Annotated in this window: 15 protein-coding genes; 5 read left to right on the forward strand and 10 right to left on the reverse strand. The window is 62.9% G+C overall.

The window, feature by feature from the left end; genetic code table 11:
* Positions 1-150: 150 nt before the first annotated feature.
* From ASE98_RS20085 to ASE98_RS20105, 5 genes are all read left to right on the forward strand, one after another.
* A complete protein-coding gene (locus ASE98_RS20085) occupies positions 151-1,242 on the forward strand; it encodes a WD40/YVTN/BNR-like repeat-containing protein (RefSeq protein ID WP_060543076.1) in 1,092 nt (363 codons plus the stop codon).
* 16 nt (positions 1,243-1,258) lie between these two features.
* Entirely contained in the window at positions 1,259-3,787 is a 2,529-nt protein-coding gene (locus ASE98_RS20090) for an efflux RND transporter permease subunit (protein ID WP_060543077.1), read from the forward strand.
* A gap of 6 nt (positions 3,788-3,793) precedes the next feature.
* The gene (locus ASE98_RS20095; protein ID WP_060543078.1) at positions 3,794-5,572 is read left to right on the forward strand and encodes an acyl-CoA dehydrogenase C-terminal domain-containing protein; all 1,779 of its coding nucleotides are present in this window, start codon (positions 3,794-3,796) and stop codon (positions 5,570-5,572) included.
* 41 nt (positions 5,573-5,613) lie between these two features.
* Positions 5,614-7,257: a fatty acid--CoA ligase gene (locus ASE98_RS20100; RefSeq protein WP_060543079.1), complete on the forward strand. Its 1,644-nt coding sequence runs from the start codon at positions 5,614-5,616 to the stop codon at positions 7,255-7,257.
* 353 nt (positions 7,258-7,610) lie between these two features.
* Entirely contained in the window at positions 7,611-7,958 is a 348-nt protein-coding gene (locus tag ASE98_RS20105; RefSeq protein ID WP_060543080.1) for a potassium channel family protein, read from the forward strand.
* 1,358 nt (positions 7,959-9,316) lie between these two features.
* Here the strand turns inward: ASE98_RS20105 and ASE98_RS20110 are convergent.
* From ASE98_RS20110 to ASE98_RS20155, 10 genes are all read right to left on the reverse strand, one after another.
* A complete protein-coding gene (locus tag ASE98_RS20110) occupies positions 9,317-9,538 on the reverse strand; it encodes a formate dehydrogenase subunit delta (protein WP_060543081.1) in 222 nt (73 codons plus the stop codon).
* Positions 9,535-12,417, reverse strand: a complete 2,883-nt coding sequence (fdhF, locus tag ASE98_RS20115) for a formate dehydrogenase subunit alpha (RefSeq protein WP_060543082.1) — start codon at positions 12,415-12,417, stop codon at positions 9,535-9,537. The genes ASE98_RS20110 and fdhF overlap by 4 nt, the downstream gene beginning before the upstream one ends.
* On the reverse strand, positions 12,414-13,973 hold the full coding sequence (locus ASE98_RS20120; RefSeq protein ID WP_060543083.1) for a formate dehydrogenase beta subunit: 1,560 nt from the start codon (positions 13,971-13,973) through the stop codon (positions 12,414-12,416). The genes fdhF and ASE98_RS20120 overlap by 4 nt, the downstream gene beginning before the upstream one ends.
* On the reverse strand, positions 13,973-14,449 hold the full coding sequence (locus ASE98_RS20125; RefSeq protein ID WP_060543084.1) for a formate dehydrogenase subunit gamma: 477 nt from the start codon (positions 14,447-14,449) through the stop codon (positions 13,973-13,975). The genes ASE98_RS20120 and ASE98_RS20125 overlap by 1 nt, the downstream gene beginning before the upstream one ends.
* 426 nt (positions 14,450-14,875) lie before the next feature.
* The gene (locus ASE98_RS20130) at positions 14,876-15,820 is read right to left on the reverse strand and encodes a PDR/VanB family oxidoreductase (protein ID WP_060543085.1); all 945 of its coding nucleotides are present in this window, start codon (positions 15,818-15,820) and stop codon (positions 14,876-14,878) included.
* A complete protein-coding gene (locus ASE98_RS20135; RefSeq protein WP_060543086.1) occupies positions 15,817-17,247 on the reverse strand; it encodes an amidohydrolase family protein in 1,431 nt (476 codons plus the stop codon). The genes ASE98_RS20130 and ASE98_RS20135 overlap by 4 nt, the downstream gene beginning before the upstream one ends.
* A 40-nt stretch (positions 17,248-17,287) precedes the next feature.
* The gene (locus tag ASE98_RS20140) at positions 17,288-18,016 is read right to left on the reverse strand and encodes an ABC transporter permease (protein WP_177336989.1); all 729 of its coding nucleotides are present in this window, start codon (positions 18,014-18,016) and stop codon (positions 17,288-17,290) included.
* Between the two features lie 96 nt (positions 18,017-18,112).
* Positions 18,113-18,955, reverse strand: a complete 843-nt coding sequence (locus tag ASE98_RS20145; protein WP_082457594.1) for an ABC transporter ATP-binding protein — start codon at positions 18,953-18,955, stop codon at positions 18,113-18,115.
* 60 nt (positions 18,956-19,015) lie between these two features.
* Positions 19,016-20,041, reverse strand: a complete 1,026-nt coding sequence (locus ASE98_RS20150) for an aromatic ring-hydroxylating dioxygenase subunit alpha (RefSeq protein WP_034150857.1) — start codon at positions 20,039-20,041, stop codon at positions 19,016-19,018.
* A gap of 74 nt (positions 20,042-20,115) precedes the next feature.
* Positions 20,116-21,138 (reverse strand): ABC transporter substrate-binding protein, encoded by a 1,023-nt coding sequence (locus ASE98_RS20155; protein WP_060543088.1) that lies wholly within the window; start codon positions 21,136-21,138, stop codon positions 20,116-20,118.
* Positions 21,139-21,371 lie beyond the last annotated feature (233 nt).

Below are 21,371 nucleotides of genomic sequence, written 5' to 3' on the forward strand. Positions count from 1 at the left end.
ACAGAAAGGCGACGGACCTGTAGGGGCGAGCATGCTCGCGATGCACGCAAGATCCCCGCGGGGAGCCAGACATCCCGCGTCATCGTTGACGACCATCGCGAGCATGCTCGCTCCTACAGAAAGGCGAAGCAGTTTTGAAGAGGACGCAGTATGTGTTCGTATAAAAATAATATTGTGCAACTGACCCTCGGTGTTGTGCTCTGCCTGCTGCAGGGTGCCGCCCAGGCCGCCGATTATGTCGACGTCCTGGATCTGCCAGCCAAGGTCAGCGCCCTGGCGGGTAAAAGCCCGCTGTCCGGCGTAGCCCGTGCGGGCGAACGCGTGGTGGTGGTTGGCCAGCGCGGTCACATCCTGTTTTCCGACGATTCCGGCAAGCAATGGCAACAGGCCGTTGTGCCAGTCAGCGCCGACCTTACGGCGGTGAGTTTTCCAACGGCTACCCAAGGCTGGGCAGTGGGCAACGACGGCGTGGTGCTGCACAGCAGCGATGCCGGCGCGACCTGGGCCAAGCAGCTCGATGGCCGTCAGATCGGCGATTTGCTGATCAAACATTATTCCGCTTTGGCCACTGCCGAACCGGACAACGAAACGTGGCCCAACCTGGTCGCCGAAGGCCAGCGCCTGGTTGAACAGGGCGCCGACAAACCGCTGCTCGACGTGTGGTTCGCCAACGACAAGCTCGGCTATGTGGTGGGCGTGTTCAACCTGATCCTGCGCACCGAGGATGGCGGCCAGACCTGGACCCCGTTCCAGGACCGCACCGACAACCCACAGGGTTTCCATCTCAACGCCATTGCCTCCACCGGCGACGCTTTGTACATCGCCGGCGAGCAGGGCCTGCTACTCAAATGGGACGAGAGCGCGCAGCGCTTCACCGTCCTGGAAACACCGTATCAAGGCAGCTTCTTCGGCGTGCTCGGCAAGCCGGGCGAAGTGCTGGTGTACGGTTTGCGCGGCAACGTGCTGCGCAGCACCGATGGCGGCCAAAGCTGGACCGCACTGGATACTGGCCTGCACGTCAGCATTACCTCCGGCCTGGTCGACGCCAGCGGCAAGTACCGCTTGTTCACCCAGGGTGGGCAGATGCTGGTCAGCCAAGGCAGCGGCGAGCAGTTGCACCTGGTGCGCAAACCGGCACCGACCCCCATAGCCGGCGCAACGCAGTCCGCTGCTGGCGCACTGGTGGTGGCAGGCAGCCGTGGCGTCCAGGCGCTGTCCGTCGATCCAGACCTCGAACCCTAAGAGCGAGAACCCAGTCATGGGCAACATAAAACAAGAAGCCATGCCGGTGATCCGCGACCTGCGCGATTTCGACCAGAACTCCGGCAATCGCCTGGAACGCCTGGTGTTCAACTTCCGCCCGCTGTTCATGCTGCTGATGGCGCTGGCCACCGTGGTGTTGGGCTTCATGGCGGTGACCCGCCTGGAGCTGCGTCCAAGCTTCGAAAAAATGATTCCGCAGAGCCAGCCGTACATCCAGAATTTCCTCGAGAACCGCGCGTCCTTGCGCGGCCTGGGCAACTCGGTGCGGGTGGTGGTGGAAAACACCCAGGGCGATATCTTCGACCCCGAGTACCTGGACGTGCTCAAGCAGGTCAACGACCAGTTGTTCCTCACCGAAGGTGTCGACCGCGCCTGGATGAAGTCGCTGTGGAGCCCGGCAGTACGCTGGACCGAAGTCACCGAGCAAGGCTTCCAGGGTGGCCCGGTAATGCCCGACACCTACTCGGGGCAGCCGGAACAGATCGAACAACTGCGCCAGAACATCTCCCGCGCCGGCATCGTCGGCAGCCTGGTGGCCAGCGACTTCAAGTCGAGCATGCTCATCGTGCCGCTGCTCGATAAAGCTGCTGCGGGCGGCCAGCGCATCGACTACCACGCCTTTTCGCAGATGCTCGAAGAGCAATTGCGCGACAAGATCGAATATGCCGGCGACAGCGCCGCGCGTAAATCCGGGGAAGAGGGCAAGGGCAAGTACAAGGTGCGGGTGATCGGTTTCGCCAAGCTGATGGGCGACCTGATCGACGGCCTGATCCAGGTGATGATGTTCTTCGGCCTGGCCGTGATCACCTCGCTGATCATCATCTACGCCTACACCCGTTGCGTGCGCAGCACGATGCTGGTGGTCGGCTGCTCGCTGATCGCGGTGGTCTGGCAACTGGGCATCGTCGCCTGGCTGGGCTACGCCATCGACCCGTACTCGGTACTGGTGCCGTTCCTGATCTTCGCCATCGGTGTGTCCCACGCCGCGCAGAAGATGAACGGCATCATGCAGGACATCGCCCGCGGCACCCACAAGCTGATCGCTGCGCGCTACACCTTCCGCCGTCTGTTCATTGCCGGTGTGACCGCCTTGCTCGCCGATGCGGTGGGTTTTGCCGTGCTGATGCTGATCGACATCCCGGTGATCCAGGACCTGGCGATCACCGCCAGTATCGGTGTCGCGGTATTGATCTTCACCTCGCTGCTGCTGATGCCGGTGGCGCTGTCCTACGTCGGTGTTGGCGCCAAGGCGGCGGAGCGCGCGCTGAAAATCGACAACCGTGCCGAACGCAACAAAGGCTTTGGCAAACTGTGGGCGATGCTCGATCGCTTCACCACGCGCAAGTGGGCCATCGGTGCGGTACTGGTCGCGTTGCTGATGGGCATCGGCGGCTTCATGGTCAGCCTGCAGTTGAAAATCGGCGACCTGGAAAGCGGTGCGCCGGAGTTGCGCGCCGACTCGCGTTACAACATCGATAACGCCTACATCACCAGCCACTACGCACTGTCCAGCGACCTGTTCGCGGTGATGATCAAGACCGCCCCGGAAGGCTGCCTGAACTACAAGACCCTGGTCCTGGCCGACCGCCTGGCCTGGGAGCTGCAGCAGTACCCGGGCGTGCAGGCGACCTCCTCGCTGGTCAACGCTGTGCGCCAGATCACTGCCGGTACCTACGAAGGCAACCCCAAGCTCAACAGCATCCAGCGCAACCAGGACGTGTTGAACTACGCCGCCCAGCAAGCCTCGGTCAACTCGCCGGAGCTGTTCAACAACAACTGCTCGCTGATGCCGGTAATCGCCTTCCTCAAGGATCACAAGGCTGAAACCCTGGATGCCGTGGTGGCGATTGCCGACAAGTTCGCCAAGGAAAACAGCACCGAGGATCGCCAGTTCCTGCTCGCCGCCGGCAGCGCCGGCATCGAGGCCGCGACCAACATCGTGGTGCGCGAAGCCAACCACACCATGCTGCTTTACGTGTATGCGGCGGTGACGCTGTTCTGCCTGATCACCTTCCGCAGCTGGCGGGCGACCCTGGTGGCATTGCTGCCGCTGGTGCTGACCTCGATCCTCTGCGAAGCCTTGATGGTGGCCATGGGCATCGGCGTGAAAGTGGCAACGTTGCCGGTAATCGCCCTGGGGGTGGGTATCGGGGTGGACTACGCCTTGTACCTGCTCAGCGTGCAATTGCACTTCCAGCGCCAGGGCATGCCGCTGTCCCAGGCCTACCGCAATGCGGTGTCGTTCACCGGCCGCGTGGTTGGTCTGGTCGGCATCACCCTGGCTGCCGGTGTGGTGTGCTGGGTCTGGTCGCCGATCAAGTTCCAGGCCGACATGGGCATCCTGCTGACCTTCATGTTCCTGTGGAACATGCTCGGTGCGCTGATCCTGATTCCGGCGCTGTCGTACTTCCTGCTGCGCGAACGTGTGCCGATGCCTGATGTAGATGACGCAGACGAACCAGCCGATAACACCGAAATGTCTCAACGTCCCGGCGTTACCAATGCCATGACAATTTCCGAGTAAGTAACGATGTCTGAATACAAAGCTCCATTGCGCGACATGCGCTTCGTCCTCAACGAGGTTTTTGACGTATCCCGTCTGTGGGCCGAGTTGCCTGGCCTGGCCGATGTGATCGACGAAGAAACGGCTGCCGCTATCCTTGAAGAAGCAGGGAAAATCACTGGTGAAGTGATTGCCCCGCTGAACCGCAGCAGCGATGAGCAAGGCTGCACCTGGAGCAATGGCGCTGTGTCTGCGCCGGACGGTTTTGCCGCGGCCTACCAGGCCTTCGCCGAAGGCGGCTGGGTGGGTGTGGGTGGTGATCCGGAGTTTGGTGGCATGGGCATGCCCAAGGCCATTTCGGCGCAGGTCGAGGAAATGGTCAACTCGGCCAGCCTGTCCTTCGGTCTGTACCCGATGCTGACGGCGGGCGCCTGCCTGTCGATCAAGGCGCACGCCAGCGAAGAGCTCAAGGCCGCCTACCTGCCGAACATGTACGCCGGCACCTGGACCGGTTCGATGTGCCTGACCGAAGCCCACGCCGGTACCGACCTGGGGCTGATCCGCACCAAGGCCGAACCCCAGGCCGACGGCAGCTACGCGATCAGCGGCAGCAAGATCTTCATCACCGGTGGCGAGCACGACCTGACCGAGAACATCATCCACCTGGTGCTGGCACGCCTGCCGGACGCACCGGCCGGGCCTAAAGGTATCTCGCTGTTCCTGGTGCCCAAGGTGCTGGTCAATGCCGACGGTTCCCTGGGCGAGCGCAACGCGCTGTCCTGCGGTTCGATCGAACACAAGATGGGCATCAAGGCCTCCGCTACCTGCGTGATGAACTTCGACGGCGCCACCGGCTGGATCGTCGATGCGCCGAACAAGGGCCTGGCGGCGATGTTCACCATGATGAACTACGAGCGTCTGGGTGTTGGCATCCAGGGTCTGGCGCAAGGCGAGCGTTCCTACCAGAACGCCGTGGCCTACGCCCGTGACCGCCTGCAAAGCCGTGCGCCGACCGGAGCGCAGAACAAGGACAAGTCCGCCGACCCGATCATCGTCCACCCGGACGTACGTCGCATGCTGTTGACCATGAAAGCCTTGAACGAAGGCGGTCGTGCATTCTCCAGCTACGTGGCCCTGCAACTGGACATCGCCAAGTACAGCGAAGACGCCGCAGCCCGTACCCGCGCGCAAGAACTGGTAGCGCTGCTGACCCCGGTGGCCAAGGCGTTCCTCACCGACATGGGTCTGGAAACCACCATCCACGGCCAGCAGGTGTTCGGTGGCCACGGCTTTATCCGCGAGTGGGGCCAGGAGCAACTGGTGCGTGATGTGCGCATCACCCAGATCTACGAAGGCACCAACGGCATCCAGTCCCTGGACCTGGCCGGGCGCAAGATCGTCGGCAGCGGCGGCGCACTGTATCGCCTGTTCGCCACCGAGATTCGCGATTTCACCGCCGGCGCCAGCGCCGACCTCGCTGAGTTCATCCAGCCGTTGAATGCCGCCGTCGACACCCTCGACGACCTGACCGCATGGCTGCTGGACCGCGCTCAACAGAACCCGAATGAAATCGGTGCGGCCTCGGTCGAGTACCTGCAAGTGTTCGGCTACACCGCCTATGCCTACATGTGGGCACTGATGGCCAAGGCGGCCAAGGACAAGCAAGGCGAAGACGACTTCTACACCAGCAAGCTGGCCACTGCGCGCTTCTACTTCGCCCGCCTGCTGCCGCGCATTCACTCGTTGAGCGCATCGGCCAAGGCCGGCAGCGACTGCCTCTATCAACTGGATGCAGCGCAGTTCTAAGAACTGCGCCTACGCATAGAAAGGATCAGGAACAAATACCCATGATGGCGACAAAAATAATCCCGCCGGCCGACGGTGCCTACACCTATCCCTTGCTGATCAAGCAACTGCTGCTGTCCGGTGAGCGCTACGAGCCGGGCCGGGAAATCGTCTACGCCGACAAACTGCGCTACAGCTACAAGACGCTCAACCAGCGCATCCGCCGCCTGGCCAATGCGCTGACGGCAGCCGGCGTTAAAGCCGGCGACACCGTGGGCCTGCTGGACTGGGACAGCCACCGCTACCTGGAATGCTTCTTCGCCGTACCGATGATCGGCGCGGTGCTGCACACCGTAAACATTCGCCTGTCCCCGGATCAGGTGCTCTACACCATGAACCACGCCGAGGACGACCTGGTGCTGGTGCATGATGACTTCCTGCCGCTGGTCGAGCAGGTTCAGGATCGCCTGACCACCGTCAAAGGCTTCATCCAGCTCACCGATGACAGCGCCGCCGAGACTTCGCTGCCGGTACTGGGCGAATACGAGCAGTTGCTGTGCGCGGCGTCGGACCAGTACGAGTTCCCGGACTTCGACGAGAACTCGGTGGCGACCCTGTTCTACACCACCGGCACCACCGGCGCGCCAAAAGGGGTGTACTTCACCCATCGCCAACTGGTTCTGCACACCCTCAATGCCGCCGGTACCCTGGGTGGTTATCAAGGCCAGCCACTGCTGCGCTCCGATGACGTGTACATGCCGATCACGCCGATGTTCCACGTGCATGCCTGGGGCGTGCCTTATGTCGCGACCCTGATGGGCATCAAGCAGGTCTACCCTGGCCGCTATGAACCCAACAGCCTGGTCCGGCTGCACCGCGAAGAGAAGGTGACCTTCTCCCACTGCGTGCCGACCATTTTGCAAATGATCCTCAACTGTGAGGAAGGCAAGGCCGCCCGTTTCGACGGCTGGAAAATGCTCCTGGGCGGCAGCGCGCTGACCCTCGGCATCGCCAGCGACGCCAGCGCCAAAGGCATGGTGGTACACGCCGGCTACGGCATGTCGGAAACCTGCCCGTTGCTGTGCCTGACCTACCTGCGTGATGAAGACCTCAAGCTGCCGATGCAAGGTCAGCTGCCGATCCGCATCAAGACTGGCACGCCGGTGCCGATGGTCGACCTGAGAATCGTCGACGGCAATGGCAAAGACGTCGCCCACGATGGTGAGTCTCTGGGCGAGATCGTTGTGCGTGCGCCATGGCTGACCCAAGGCTATCTGAAGGAGCCGGAAAAAGGCGCCGAGCTCTGGGAAAACGGCTGGCTGCACACCGGCGACCTGGCTTCCATCGACGCCATGGGTGGCGTGGAAATCAAGGACCGCATCAAGGACGTGATCAAGACTGGCGGCGAGTGGATCAGCTCCCTGGACCTTGAGAACCTGATCAGCGAGCACGAGGCTGTCATGTCCGTCGCGGTGGTGGGTATTGCCGACGAGCAATGGGGCGAACGCCCGATGGCGCTGGTGGTGTGCGAGCCTGGCCAGTACCTGGACCGCAAGATCCTCGAAGCCCATCTGCAGACCTTCGTTGAATGCGGTCGCATCAACAAGTGGGCGATTCCCAAGCAGTTCAAGTTCGTCAACGAAATCCCCAAAACCAGCGTTGGCAAGATCAACAAAAAGCTGATCCGCGAAAGCGAAACCAACTGAGCCTCACATCCTCGGGCGCTGCCTCTTTGAGTGCATGCGCTGCCGGGGAGGGATAAGCCTGTCATTACCTCGGTGGCAGGCGGATTCTGGATAGCATCGGCGGGCTCATCTTTGCCATAGTCATGGCAAGACAAACCGCTGAGCGCCATGCCGACGGCGAGCAGGGCAGGGGAAATCCGCTGATGGATCAGCGGATTTCTCACTGTCGTGCGCATCCAGCCAGGTTTGCGTTCATTGACGGGCAGCGCTCGGTTGCTCGCAAGTGAAAGTCGAGCGGCAAATTCTGGCACTTGTGCCAAGCTCATTGGTGCCCAATCGCCTGTCGCCCAGGCAATCCAGAGGAAACCCATGACATGAACCTCATCCGCTCAAAAAACGCCCGCCGTGAATTCTACAAAGCCGTGTGGTTCTACTTCCGCGTGGTCTGGCCGATCTTTTCCATATTGATTGTGCTGATCGTCGCGCTCGGGCTGATCATCGGTCACCTGGAAGGCTGGGCGCCCTATGACGGTATCTACTTTGGCTTCGTGACCGGTTTGACCATCGGCTACGGCGAGCTTGTGCCCAAGCTGCCGATCTCACGGGTATTGGCAATTATCCTCGGTTTCAACGGAGTACTGATGACCGCGATTTTTGCGGCGATCAGCGTGCGGGCAATTGAGGCTACGATCGGGGCCGACAAAGACCAGGAGCCGGAGTAACCCTGTCTATCTCAGCGACACCGTCCCACTGTAGGAGCGAGCACGCTCGCGATGGACGCTAACGATAACGCAGGCTCCCTGGCTAACCGCAGCGCTCTTTAATCCATCGCGAACAGGCTCGCTCCTACAGTTTTTTCAGCCTGCTCCACCGAGTACAAGTCCACGCCCTGATGTTCCGTCTGCCAGGCGCTTGTCATCACACACAACCCCCTGTAGGAGCGTAATGCTGTTCACTTAAGCAGGGTCACACACTTGTGGCGAGGGGGCTTGCCCCCGTGGGTCGCGGAGCGGCCCCAATACTTGCCACCGAGGTGTATCAGGTACGTCGCGTGTTATGGTTTTACGACTGCTCCGCAGCCGAACGGGGGTAAACCCCCTCGCCACAAGTTGTGCCCCCCGCTTAAGTGAACAGTATTACCCTGTAAGAGCGAGCATGCTCGCGATGGNTGCTCCGCAGCCGAACGGGGGTAAACCCCCTCGCCACAAGTTGTGCCCCCCGCTTAAGTGAACAGTATTACCCTGTAAGAGCGAGCATGCTCGCGATGGTCGTTAACGATAACGCAGGCTCCTTGGCTAACCGCAGCACCTGTAGGAGCGAGCACGCTCGCGATGGTCGTTAACGATAACGCGGGCTTCCTGGCTAAACGCAGCACCTGTAGGAGCGAGCATGCTCGCGATGGACGCTAACGATAACGCGGGCTTCCTGGCTAAACGCGGCGCTCTTTAATCCATCGCGAACAGGCTCGCTCCTACAGTTTTTCAGCCTGCTCCACCGAGTACAAGTCCACGCCCTGATGTTCCGTCTGCCAGGCGCTTGTCATCACACACAACCCCCCCTTAGGAGCGTAATGCTGTTCACTTAAGCAGGGTCACACACTTGTGGCGAGGGGGCTTGCCCCCGTGGGGCGCGGAGCGGCCCCAATACCCGCCACCGAGGTGTATCAGGTACGTCGCGTGTTATGGTTTTACGACTGCTCCGCAGCCGAACGGGGGTAAACCCCCTCGCCACAAGTTGTGCCCCCCGCNCGCCACCGAGGTGTATCAGGTACGTCGCGTGTTATGGTTTTACGACTGCTCCGCAGCCGAACGGGGGTAAACCCCCTCGCCACAAGTTGTGCCCCCCGCTTAAGTGAACAGTATTACCCTGTAAGAGCGAGCATGCTCGCGATGGACGCTAACGAAAACGCAGGCTCCCTGACTAACCGCAGCACCTGTAGGAGCGAGCACGCTCGCGATGGTCGTTAACGATAACGCGGGCTTCCTGGCTAAACGCGGCGCTCTTTAGTCCATCGCGAGCATGCTCGCTCCTACAGTTTTTCAGCCTGCAGGTCAGGGGTATCGCCCAGGGTTGTGTAAATCTAAGCCCCCCAACCCGCCCCACTCACCGCTGCCTGCACCAGCGGATGCAATTGCGCCCCCTGATGCTCCATCTGCCAAGCCAACAACTCGTTGCGCATGCTCGGCGCCCAATACATCTGCAGATGATTACGCACGCCCAGCACCGCCTGCTCCTGGTCCGGCTGGCTGGCAAAGTACTGGGCGATCTGGTTGGCCATCTTGATCAGGTTGTCCGTACTCATCGGCGTACCTCCGCGTTATCACCACGGGCATGTCGACGATCCTTGAGCAAACGGTCCTGTTCGTCACTGAATGCCTGGAAGCGCTTCTGCCACTCCGACGGGTGATACACGCGGCTGACTTCCACCGCCGTGACCTTGTACTCCGGACAGTTGGTGGCCCAGTCGGAGTTATCGGTGGTAATCACGTTGGCCCCCGATTCCGGGAAGTGGAACGTGGTGTACACCACGCCCGGCGCGACCCGTTCGGTGATCCGCGCCCGCAATACCGTCTGCCCGGCACGGCTGCCAATACCAACCCAGTCCCCTTCGTTGATACCACGGCTTTCAGCGTCGGTCGGATGGATTTCCAGCCGGTCTTCGTCATGCCAGGCCACGTTCTCTGTACGCCGGGTTTGAGCACCAACGTTGTACTGGCTAAGGATGCGCCCAGTGGTCAGCAGCAGCGGATAACGACTGTTGACCTTCTCCTCGGTAGGCACGTACCCGGTCAACATGAAACGCCCCTTGCCGCGCACGAACTCCTCGATGTGCATGGTCGGCGTTCCGTCCGGTGCCGCCGCGTTGCACGGCCATTGCAGGCTGCCGTGGCGATCCAGTTCGGCGTAGCTGACGCTGGTGAAGGTCGGCGTCAGGCGGGCGATTTCATCCATGATTTGCGATGGATGCTGGTAGTGCATCGGGTAGCCCAAAGCGTTGGCCAGCGCCACCGTACCTTCCCAGTCGGCCTTGCCGCCCAGCGGGTCCATAACCTTGCGCACCCGCGAGATACGTCGTTCGGCGTTGGTAAAGGTGCCGTCTTTTTCCAGGAACGAAGCGCCCGGCAAAAACACATGGGCGAACTTCGCGGTTTCGTTGAGGAAAATATCCTGCACCACCACGCACTCCATGGCCGACAGCGCCGCAGTGACGTGCTGGGTATTCGGATCGCTCTGGGCGATGTCCTCGCCCTGGCAATACAGGCCCTTGAAGCTGCCGGCCAATGCCGACTCGAACATGTTGGGGATACGCAGGCCCGGCTCGGCCTGCAGAGTAACGTTCCACGCCTGCTCGAACTGCGTGCGCACCACCTCGTTGGAGATGTGCCGGTAGCCAGGCAACTCGTGGGGGAACGAGCCCATGTCACAGGAACCCTGAACGTTGTTCTGCCCCCGCAGCGGGTTCACGCCCACGCCTTCGCGGCCGATGTTGCCGGTGGCCATGGCCAGGTTGGCGATGCCCATGACGGCGGTGCTGCCCTGGCTGTGCTCGGTGACGCCGAGGCCGTAGTAGATCGCCGCGTTGCCGCCGGTGGCATACAGGCGCGCAGCGGCACGAATGTCGGCAGCAGGCACACCGCAGATCGCGCCCAGCACTTGCGGCGAGTTTTCCGGCCGGCTGACGAACTCGCGCCAGTTGGCGAAATCACTGCCCTCGCAACGGGCGTCGATAAAGGCCTGATTGAGCAAGCCTTCGGTGACGATCACATGCGCCAATGCGTTGAGCATGGCGACGTTGGTGCCGGGGCGCAGAGCCAGGTGCAGTTCAGCACGGGCATGCACCGAATCCACCAGATCAATGCGGCGTGGATCGATGACGATCAGCCGAGCGCCTTCACGCAGACGGCGCTTGAGCTGGGAAGCGAATACCGGGTGCGCATCGCTCGGGTTCGCGCCCATCACCAGAATCACGTCAGCCTGCATCACCGAGTCGAAACTCTGGGTGCCGGCGGACTCGCCCAACGTTTGCTTCAGGCCATAACCCGTCGGCGAATGGCAAACCCGCGCACAGGTGTCGACGTTGTTATTGCCGAACGCCGCGCGCACCAGCTTTTGCACCAGATAGGTTTCTTCGTTGGTGCAGCGGCTGGAGGTAATCCCACCAATGGAGTCGCGACCATATTTTTGCTGTAAACGACGGAATTCACTGGCGGCATAGGTCACCGCTTCATCCCAACTGACTTCCTGCCAAGGGTCGTTGATGTGCTGGCGGATCATCGGCTTGGTAATGCGATCCGGGTGGGTGGCGTAGCCCCAGGCAAAGCGCCCCTTGACGCAGGAGTGGCCGTGGTTGGCCTGGCCGTTCTTGTCCGGAACCATGCGCACCAACTGGTCGCCTTTCATCTCGGCGCGGAACGAACAGCCCACGCCGCAATAGGCACAGGTGGTGATCACGCTGCGCTCGGGCTGACCCAGTTCGACCACGCTTTTTTCCATCAGGGTCGCAGTAGGGCAGGCCTGTACACAGGCGCCGCAGGACACGCATTCCGAATCGAGGAAGTTATCCCCACCCGCAGCGGCCACCCGGGATTCAAAACCGCGCCCGGTAATGGTCAGGGCAAAGGTGCCTTGGGTTTCTTCACAGGCTCGCACGCAGCGGTTGCAGACGATGCACTTGCTCGGGTCGTAGTCGAAGTAGGGGTTGGATTTGTCCTTCACATCGGCCAGATGGTTGTCGCCTTCGTAGCCGTAACGCACCTCCCGCAGACCGACCTGACCGGCCACGGTTTGCAGCTCGCAGTTGCCGTTGGCCGAGCAGGTCAGGCAGTCCAGCGGGTGATCGGAGATGTACAACTCCATCACGTTGCGCCGCAGCGTCGCGAGCTTCGGCGTCTGGGTGTGCACGCTCATGCCTTCAGTCACTGGCGTGGTGCAGGACGCGGGGTAGCCGCGCATGCCGTCGATCTCCACCAGGCACATGCGGCAGGAGCCGAAGGCTTCCAGGCTGTCGGTGGCGCAGAGTTTGGGAATGGTGGTGCCCAGCAACGCAGCGGCGCGCATCACCGAAGTGCCTTCGGGCACGCTGATGCTGCGGCCGTCGATGTTCAGGGTGACCTGCACCTGGCTGTCGCGGGCGGGAGTACCAAGGTCAATGTCTGTTTTCGGGTCGAAGAGAGTGATCATTGCTCGGCCTCCGGGGGCAACAAGCCGAAGTCGGCGGGGAAGTGCTTGAGGGCGCTGGCGACCGGAAAGGACACCATGCCGCCCAACGCGCACAGCGAACCGTATTGCAGGGTGTCGCACAGGTCCTTGAGGATGATCACCTGCTCATCGCGCCCGTTCGGGTCTTGCGCGGCCAGCAACCGGTCGATTACCTCCACGCCCCGGGTCGAGCCGATGCGGCACGGCGTGCATTTGCCACAGGATTCCTCGGCGCAGAACTCCATGGCGAAGCGCGCCATGTGAGCCATGTCCAAGGTGTCGTCCGCCACCACCACACCACCGTGACCGAGCATCGCGCCGATGGCGGCGAAGGCTTCGTAATCCAGCGGCGTGTCGAATTGCGACGGCGGCACCCAGGCGCCGAGCGGGCCACCCACTTGCGCAGCCTTCAGCGGCCGACCACTGGCGGTGCCGCCGCCGTAGTCTTCCACCAGTTCGCGCAGGGTCAGGCCAAAGGCCCGTTCCACCAGCCCGCTGCGACGCACATTGCCCGCCAACTGGAAGGGCATGGTGCCCAGGGAACGGCCCATTCCGTAATCGCGATAGAACTGCGCGCCCTTGGCCAGAATCAGCGGAACCGAGGCCAAAGTCAGCACGTTATGCACAAGCGTCGGCTGGCCGAACAATCCCTTCAAGGCGGGGATCGGCGGCTTGGCGCGCACGATCCCGCGCTTGCCTTCGAGGGAGTCCAGCAGCGCGGTTTCTTCACCGCAGATGTAGGCGCCGGCACCGACCCGCACTTCCATATCGAAAGCCTGACCGCTGCCGCCGACATTGGCGCCGAGGTAACCATTCTTCCGGGCAATCTCCAGCGCATTGCGCAGGATGGCCACGGCATCCGGATACTCCGAGCGCACATAGATGTAGCCATAAGTGGCGCCGACGCACAGGCCGGCAATGGCCATCCCTTCGATGAGCAGGAAGGGGTCGCCTTCCATCAACATGCGATCGGCAAAGGTGCCGGAGTCGCCTTCGTCGGCGTTGCACACGATGTACTTTTGCGCCGCTTCAGTCGCACGCACCGTGCGCCATTTGATCCCGGCGGGGAAGGCCGCGCCGCCACGGCCACGCAGGCCGGAGTCGAACACCTCCGTCGCAGTCCGTTCGCCACCGAGGGTGACGGCTCTTTTCAAACCCTCGAAACCGCCATGATCCAGGTAATCGTCGATGTACAGCGGCTGTGTGATGCCAGCGCGGGCAAACAGCAGGCGTTGTTGAGTCTTCAGATAGGGCAACTCTTCCACCAGACCCAGGGCCAATGGATGAGCAGATGGCTCGCCTTTCAGGGCTTCGAGCACTGACGGTACATCGTCAGCACACAGTGGGCCGAAGCCGAAACGACCTTGCGGCGTGTCCACTTCCAGCAATGGTTCCAGCCAGTACAGGCCACGCGAGCTGGTGCGGCTTATCACCAGCGGTACAACGCGACCCCGGCCATGGATGACAAGGGCCTCCACGACCTCTTCGGCACCCACGGCACGGGCTACCGAATCACGAGACACATAGAAAGCGGGCATTATGCGTCCTCCCGGCAAGCGTCGAGCAGAGCATCCAGCCGTTCAGCAGTCAGCCGCGCATGCACCCGGCCATCCAGCTCCAGCGCCGGCGAACAGGCGCAAGCCCCCAGGCAATACACCGGCCGCAAACTGATGCTGCCATCGGCGCTGCTGCCGTGATCGTCCAGTTGCAGACGCTCACGCAGCTGCGCGGCCAACTGCTCGGCACCACGACTCTTGCACGACTCGGCCCGGCACAGCCGCAGGATATGCCGCGCGGGCGGCGCGGTACGGAAGTCATGGTAAAAACTGATCACCCCACGAACCTCGGCCTGACTCTGGTTCAGCGCATGGGCAATCTCGGGGACGGCGGCATCGGGGATGTACCCAATGCGCTCCTGAATATCATGAAGAATGGGCAACAGCGCACCCGCAGAGCCCTTGTGGCGCTCCAGCAGGCTGTTGACCAAAGGCAGGTGCAACTCAACATCAGGCATTCAGCAATCCTCACGGTCACGGACACACAAGAGGGTAGTCGGTTGTCCGGAAGTGTTGGCTGCGGCACTCACACCACGTCACGGCATCGTGGCAATTTGGCCGTTGGCCAGGGCACCCTGAGCGGGCATCTTGTTGTGCCCGGTGCGGTCTTCGCCGCACCTCGACTGGGCATAAAGGGCAGCTTGCCACGCCGCTATTGATCCAACTGCACCAAAGCGACGTGTTTGGTTCTGCCTACGACTATCCATTAAGTCTAGATGAGTGAGACGCGGGGCGTTCACACACTGGCCTGATGCCCAAAGGGCCTGTCGATGCCTGATGTATAGCAAGCATTACAGGCGAGAAGAAGTATCAGAACCGTGAGCAATTCTACGGAGCAGATGCACTGATCCAATCCGTCATAACCCCCTCCATGCGTGCCGGTTTCAGATATCCAGCACCAGCCGTTGGCCACGACATCCGGACACACACGCCGCGATCCAACCCCCACTATGGCGCTGTGCATCACTCAGACATTCGTCGCGGTGCTCGGGTTCGCCTTCAAGCACCCGGCACACGCAAGCGCCGCACATGCCCATGCCACAGGAAAACTCCAGACTGACCCCAACCCGCGCCGCCGCCTCGATCAGGCTTTCCCCGGCTTGCACCTGTACCTCACAACCACTGCGTCGCAGCTCCAGTGAAAAGCTCTGCGCATCAAGGGTCGCGAGCTGCCGGGCCTGGAAATGCTCGCGATACAGGGCTGTGGCCGGCCAGTTCGCCTTTAGCGCCGCCTGTTCGACGGTGTCCATGAAGCCGGTCGGGCCGCAGCAGTACAAGCCGGCGGCGCTTTGCCAGGCGGGAAATTGACTGGTCAGCAGCTCGGCGATCTGCCCGGCGCGCAACCCGCCGTACCACTGGACGTCGGCGCCCAGGCGTTGGATGAAAGGCGCCTGGCGCGTCTCCCGGGTGAAGTACAGCAAGCGCACGGGTCGACCTTCGGCCAGGCATTGGCGATACATTGGCAGCAACGGCGTAATGCCGATGCCCGCTGCCACCAGCGTCACCGGCCCGTTGCCCGGTTGCAGGGCAAACAGATTGCGTGGCGCGCTGACTTCGATCTGCGCGCCCAGGCGCAGTTGCTCGTGCAGCCAGCGCGAGCCACCCCGGGAGGTGGGCTCGCGCTTGATCCCCAGGTACAGGTGGCCATCTTCCGGCAGGCTCAGCACCGAGTACTGGCGCACCGCGCCGTTGCCCAGGCGCAGGTCGACATGGGCGCCTGGCGTCCAGGTGAAGGGCAGGGGCGCGGCGTCGACGGGGGCCAGTTCGATACCCAGAACATCGTCGGCTTCCAGGCGCAGGCTGCGCACGTGCAGGGCAGACCAGCTCATGCGCGTACTCCTGCGGCCTGCTGCAATCGGCGCACCGCGTCCCGGGCCTGGGCGCCGAGTTCGGCCAGGTCGAGGTCGGGCAGTTGGTCGTTGTCGACGGTCAACCGCCCGCCCACCAGCAAGGCGCGCAAGGTCGGGCGTCCGCCTCCCACCACCGGGCCGATCGCCGGGTCGTGCAGGCCGAAGTAGCGCGGCTGGTCGAGGCGGTAGATCGCCAGGTCGGCCGCCATGCCCACCTGCAGGCTGCCGACGGCGTCCAGGCCCAACACCTTGGCCCCGCCGGCGGTACCCCAGCGCACCACGTCTTCCACCGTTGCCGCGTGGGCACCGCCTTCCTCGTCGCCGCCGGCATGACGCGGCCGGGTGCGTTCGCCGGCCTTGGCCCGCTGCATCAGCCAGGCGGCATGGGTTTCGCTGATCATGTCGCAGGCCTCGTTGGAGGCGGCGCCGTCCACGCCGATCGACACCTGCATCCCGGCAGCTTCCATGGCCACCACATCGGCGATGCCGCTGCCCAGGCGGCCATTGCTTTGCGGGCAATGGGCGATGCCCGTGCCGCTGGCCCCGAGCATCCGGATTTCTTCGGCGTCGAGTTTCACCAGATGGGCGAACCACACGTCCGGCCCCAGCCACTCCTGCTCGGCACAGAACGCCACCGGCGACATGCCATGGCGTTGTTGCACCTCATTCTGGTATTCGACGGTTTCGCTCAGGTGGCTGTGCAGGCGAATGCCCAGCCGCCGGGCGACCCGGGCAGTTTCGCGCAGGTGCTCCGCTGGCATGGAGTAGGGCGGGCTGGTGGGCGCCATCACCACCCGACGCCAGGCGTCGGCGGCCGGGTCGTGGTAACGGCGCACCAGGCGTTCAACGTCGCCCAGGTACTGCTCCAGAGTCTCCGGCCCGGCCACCGCGTTGCCTTCGGCTTGCCGCGCCTGCGTGGCGCCGCCACGGCACAGGACAAAACGCAGCCCCAGCCGTTCGGCTTCCTCGAACAGCACCTCGGCGCTGTCGAAGGCCATGCCCGGCAAATACAGGTAATGGTGGTCGGCGACGGTGGCGCAGCCGGAGCGCGCCAACTCGACCAGACCAATGCGTGCGGCCAGGCGAAAGCTCTGCTCGTCAAACAGGCCGCGATAGCGATAGGGCACGGCCCCAAGCCAGGCCCCCAGGCTCTGGTCGATGCCTTCGGGAATGCCTTTGAGCAGCGACTGGAACAGGTGATGGTGGGTATTGACCCACGCCGGGTAGACCACGCAATCGGTGGCATCCAGCACGCGCTCCCCGGGCAGGGCTTGCAGGGCGCCGATGGCAGCGATGCGCCCGTCGATGATGCGAATATCGGGCCCGGCATGGCGCGCCGCCGCGCCGGACAAACCGGTGAGAATGGCGCTGGCATTGCGCACCAGCCAGCTGTTTTCAAACGTCATGTGAGGCTCCATACGCCGCACCTGCGGCGGACTCAAAGGGTTAGCCGAGTTCGCTTTCGTGCCAGTTGCGCAGGCTCAACCGGGCCAGCAGGGCCATGAGGCTGAACAGCGCGACACCGGTCAGGGCGATCAGCAGCAGGGCGGCGAAAAGCCTTGGAATATTCAGTTGAAAGCCGGCCTGGAGAATCTGGTAGGCCAGCCCGGCGCCGGTACCGCCGGTGCCGGCGACGAACTCCGCCACCACAGCGCCGATCAAGGCCAGCCCGCTGGCAATGCGCAACCCGGCAAAAAAACACGGCAGGGCGCTGGGAATGCGCAGGCGCAGCAGTACCTGCCAGCGGCTGGCGCGGTTCAGGCGGAACAGATTGAGCAGACCAGGGTTGACGCTGCGCAGGCCCAGTACGGTGTTGGCGATGATCGGGAAGATCGCCACCAGGGTCGCGCAAATCACCAACGCCAGCGTGGTGTTGCTGCACCAGATGATGATCAGCGGCGCCACGGCCACTACCGGCGTGACCTGCAACAGGATGGCGTAGGGAAACAGGCTGGCTTCCAGCACCCGGCTCTGCACGAAGACAAAGGCCGCCAACGTGCCGATCAGCACCGCCAGGGCGAACGAGAAGAAGGTGATCTTCAAGGTCATCCACAACGCACCCAGCAGCATCGGGCCATCGCTGATCAAGGTGCGGCCGATATCGGCCGGGGAGGGCACCAGGTACACCGGCACCTGCCAAGCCACGCAGGCCAGTTGCCACAGACCGAGCAACACGGCGCCAAGCAGCAACGGCGAGACGATGCGCAACACTGTGGGGTGACGCAACCAGGGAGTAAAGGATGGGCTCATGATCGGGCTCTCATAGTGAAATCAGCAAGGGTCGCCATTGGCCTGGGCCAGCAGTCGGGACAGGCGTGCGCACTGCTCGATAAAGGCCGGGGAGGTGCGGTAGGTCTCGTCCCGCTCCAGGGGGCCGTCGATCTCGATGTCGGCGATCACCCGGCCCGGACGTGCGCCCATCACTACCACCCGCGACGACAGGTACACCGCTTCGAAAATGCTGTGGGTGACGAACACCACGGTCAGGTCGCGGCTGGCCCACAGCTGGCGCAGGTCGCTGTCGAGCTTGTTGCGAGTGAACTCGTCCAGGGCGCCGAACGGCTCATCCATCAGCAGCAGATTGGGCTCGGTGGCCAGGGCCCGGGCGATGGATGCGCGCATTTGCATGCCGCCGGACAGCTCCCGCGGGTACACCTGACTGAAGCGGTCCAGGCCGACAAGGGCCAGCGCCGCATCGACCTTGGGCTGGCTCTGGGCCTTGGGCACACCGGCCAGGTCCAGGGGCAGGCGCACGTTATCGCTGACCCGTGCCCAGGGCATCAGGGTCGCCTCCTGAAACACCATGGCCAGGCTTTGCCCTTGCGTCGGGCTGGCCGGGCTGTCCTTGCCCCACCAGCGCACATGGCCGGCGGAGGGCTGTTCGAGGCCGGCGAACATCTTCAGCAGGGTGCTCTTGCCGCAGCCTGAAGGGCCGAGCAACGACACGAACTCGCCGCGCTGAATCGCCAGCTTCACTCGGCTCAAGGCCTGGGTGCCATTGCTGTAGGTTTTTTCCACCTGGTTGGCGAACAGCGGCGTTTGCACACCCACGCTGTCGGTGCCGGGCAACGCCTGTGGCCGGGCGTCGGCTGGAGTTATGGTTTGCATCAACATAGCGCTCTCCCCTGGGGTCATGAGCGACCGGATAAGCCCCGGCGCACCGGGGCGCTGAACTCAGTGGCTGAGGAACACTTCGCTTTCGCCGTGGGCTTCGAGCAGGCCCAGCAGTTGCCGGCGAATCACCAGGCCGGGCTTGTCCGACGGCATGTGCAGCTCCACCCTGCGGCGGGTGTCGACACAGGCGTCGTAATCGGTGGCCTCAAGGATGTCGCGGTCTTCGGCGGTGATCGCCGCGTCCCAGTCGATCAGCTCCTGGGTCGAGCATTGTTCCTCGCTGTCGTTGCGGTACAGCCACTGCACCAGCATCAGGCGCCCGTCTTCCATGGGCGTCGCGCAGTTGTAGATGATGTGGTGGATGCCGCTGTCCGGGTACATGCAGCCAAAGCGCCGGGAGAAGGGTAGGTAATAACGGTTGATCAGGTGGCGCTGGGTGATCGGCTCGCGGGTGCCGGTGATGCGAAAGCTTTCCTCGGGGTTGCGGATCGGCACCCGGGTTTCGGCCTCGAAGCCGTAATCGGTTTCGCGGAACTCGTAGCCGGCCGGCGCCGGCTGGTCGAACAGGCCGAAGTTGGCTTTGTGGACGAAGGAAAAGTGCGAGTTGTCGAAGGAGTTTTCCATGACCCGCAGCGGGCTGGTTTTCCACTCTTCATAAAACTGGAAGATGCGCCGGTAGCCCGGTGCGCCGTCTTCGGGAAACTCAGGGATAGGCTGCAGCGGATCGTCGAGGGCGACCCAGGCGTAGCCGTATTTTTCCTGGCAGTGAAAGGCCTGGACCGAGGCGCCCGGCGGAATCATGCCTGCAGGGTTTTGCGGGATCTTCACGCAGGTGCCGGTGCAGTCGTATTCCCAGCCGTGATAGCCGCAGGCGATGTTGCCGTCCTCGCTGACGAAGCCCTTCGAAAGCTTGGCGGTGCGGTGGCAGCAACGGTCGCGCATGGCCACCGGGGTGCCGTCGGGGCGCTTCCACAGCACCAGGGCTTCACCCAGCAGCGTGAAGGGTTGCGGGCCGGCATCCAGCGCGGTCATGGGCAGCAGGGCGTACCAGAAGCGGCGCAATACAGGTTGTTTGGTGACCAACATAACAAGTGTCCTCACGGTGTTCGTTCAGCCGGCTCTTGGGCCCGGGCTTTGGGTTCTGCGTTGGGGCAATCGGCTTAGCGGCTGGCGGCCTGCTCGGCGGTCGGCAGCACTTTCAAGTCCTGGACAAAGCGCGTGGTGTAGGCCTTCTGCCAGGGCGCATCGGCACCAAGAAGGCCGGCCTCGACCATGAAGTTGCGGGTGGCCTGCCAGCGCGCATCGCTCATCACACCGATGCCTTGGGTGGCGGCATCACCCCCGGTGACCAGTCGGTATTGCTTGAGGGTCGACAAACCCCAGGCGAGCAGCTCATCGCTCATGTTCGGGTTGTCGGCCTTGATCAGGTGGTTGGCGCTCGGGTTGTCCAGGTAACGCTTCCAGCCCTCCATCGAGGCGCGGACAAAACGCTGGACCCGGTCAGGGTGCTGATCGATCACGTCCTGGCGGGTGGCCAGGGTCGAGCCGTAGGGCGGGTAGCCGGCGTCGGCAAACAGGAAAAAGTTGGCTTTCTCCCCGGTCTTCATCGCCTGGAACAACTCGGAACTGGCATAGGCCTGCTGCGTGGTGTTGGCGTCCGCGAGGAAGGGTTGCAGGTTGAAGGTGTAAGGCCGGGCCTGGCTGTCCTTGAGTTGGTACTTACCCTTGAGCCACGGCCACCAGGTTTGCTGGCCCGAGGTGGACACCAGCACTTGCTTGTTCTGCAGGGCGTCCAGGCCGCTGACGTCGGCATGGGTCAGCAAGCCTTGTGGGTCGCCTTGAAAGGGCGCGGCCACGGCCACCACCGGCAGGCCTTGCTCCACGCTCTTGAGGATCTGCAAGTCGTAGTTGACGATGAAGTCGGCCTGCTTGTTGACCAGCAACTGCATGCCATTGACCTGCGGCCCACCCATGCGAATGGTCACGTCCAGGCCTTCTTTCTCGTACAAGCCATCCGCCAGGGCCTGATAGAAACCACCCTGTTCGGCCTGGGCGTACCAGGAGGTCAGCAGCACTACCTTGTCATTGGCCAGGGCCAACGGAGACGCAACCAGGGCAGCGGGCACGAGGGCCATGGCCAGTAGCGAGCGAAGCGGTTGACCCAAGGCAAAGCGAATTTTCATGATGTGTTCTCCACAACGATTCGAAAACCGCCGCGCGCCAATCGGCACGCCAGCGAGGGACCGACTGGAGAGAACGTGGGAAGAGAGAGGGCGCCAAGGCTTAGTCACGCGGCTAACACTTCTCTCTTGCCCGGGGCGTTGGCGCCGCGTTCAAGCATCCAATCGGACGTACGCCCACAGGGAAGGGCGCAAGAGCAATGCCCGGTGCCATGGCTGGCACTGACCGCTTCTAC

The organism is Pseudomonas sp. Leaf48, assembly GCF_001421885.1.
Classification (GTDB): domain Bacteria; phylum Pseudomonadota; class Gammaproteobacteria; order Pseudomonadales; family Pseudomonadaceae; genus Aquipseudomonas.

What these genes read in the sequence shown, in the direction of transcription:
- ASE98_RS20095 (WP_060543078.1), top strand. Translation starts at nt 3,794, where the DNA reads ATGTCTGAATACAAAGCTCCATTGCGCGACATGCGCTTCGTCCTCAAC.
- ASE98_RS20105 (WP_060543080.1), top strand. Translation starts at nt 7,611, where the DNA reads ATGAACCTCATCCGCTCAAAAAACGCCCGCCGTGAATTCTACAAAGCC.
- ASE98_RS20125 (WP_060543084.1), bottom strand. Translation starts at nt 14,449, where the DNA reads ATGCCTGATGTTGAGTTGCACCTGCCTTTGGTCAACAGCCTGCTGGAG.
- ASE98_RS20155 (WP_060543088.1), bottom strand. Translation starts at nt 21,138, where the DNA reads ATGAAAATTCGCTTTGCCTTGGGTCAACCGCTTCGCTCGCTACTGGCC.
- ASE98_RS20145 (WP_082457594.1), bottom strand. Translation starts at nt 18,955, where the DNA reads ATGTTGATGCAAACCATAACTCCAGCCGACGCCCGGCCACAGGCGTTG.
- ASE98_RS20120 (WP_060543083.1), bottom strand. Translation starts at nt 13,973, where the DNA reads ATGCCCGCTTTCTATGTGTCTCGTGATTCGGTAGCCCGTGCCGTGGGT.
- ASE98_RS20085 (WP_060543076.1), top strand. Translation starts at nt 151, where the DNA reads ATGTGTTCGTATAAAAATAATATTGTGCAACTGACCCTCGGTGTTGTG.
- ASE98_RS20135 (WP_060543086.1), bottom strand. Translation starts at nt 17,247, where the DNA reads ATGACGTTTGAAAACAGCTGGCTGGTGCGCAATGCCAGCGCCATTCTC.
- ASE98_RS20090 (WP_060543077.1), top strand. Translation starts at nt 1,259, where the DNA reads ATGGGCAACATAAAACAAGAAGCCATGCCGGTGATCCGCGACCTGCGC.
- ASE98_RS20130 (WP_060543085.1), bottom strand. Translation starts at nt 15,820, where the DNA reads ATGAGCTGGTCTGCCCTGCACGTGCGCAGCCTGCGCCTGGAAGCCGAC.
- ASE98_RS20150 (WP_034150857.1), bottom strand. Translation starts at nt 20,041, where the DNA reads ATGTTGGTCACCAAACAACCTGTATTGCGCCGCTTCTGGTACGCCCTG.
- ASE98_RS20110 (WP_060543081.1), bottom strand. Translation starts at nt 9,538, where the DNA reads ATGAGTACGGACAACCTGATCAAGATGGCCAACCAGATCGCCCAGTAC.
- fdhF (WP_060543082.1), bottom strand. Translation starts at nt 12,417, where the DNA reads ATGATCACTCTCTTCGACCCGAAAACAGACATTGACCTTGGTACTCCC.
- ASE98_RS20100 (WP_060543079.1), top strand. Translation starts at nt 5,614, where the DNA reads ATGATGGCGACAAAAATAATCCCGCCGGCCGACGGTGCCTACACCTAT.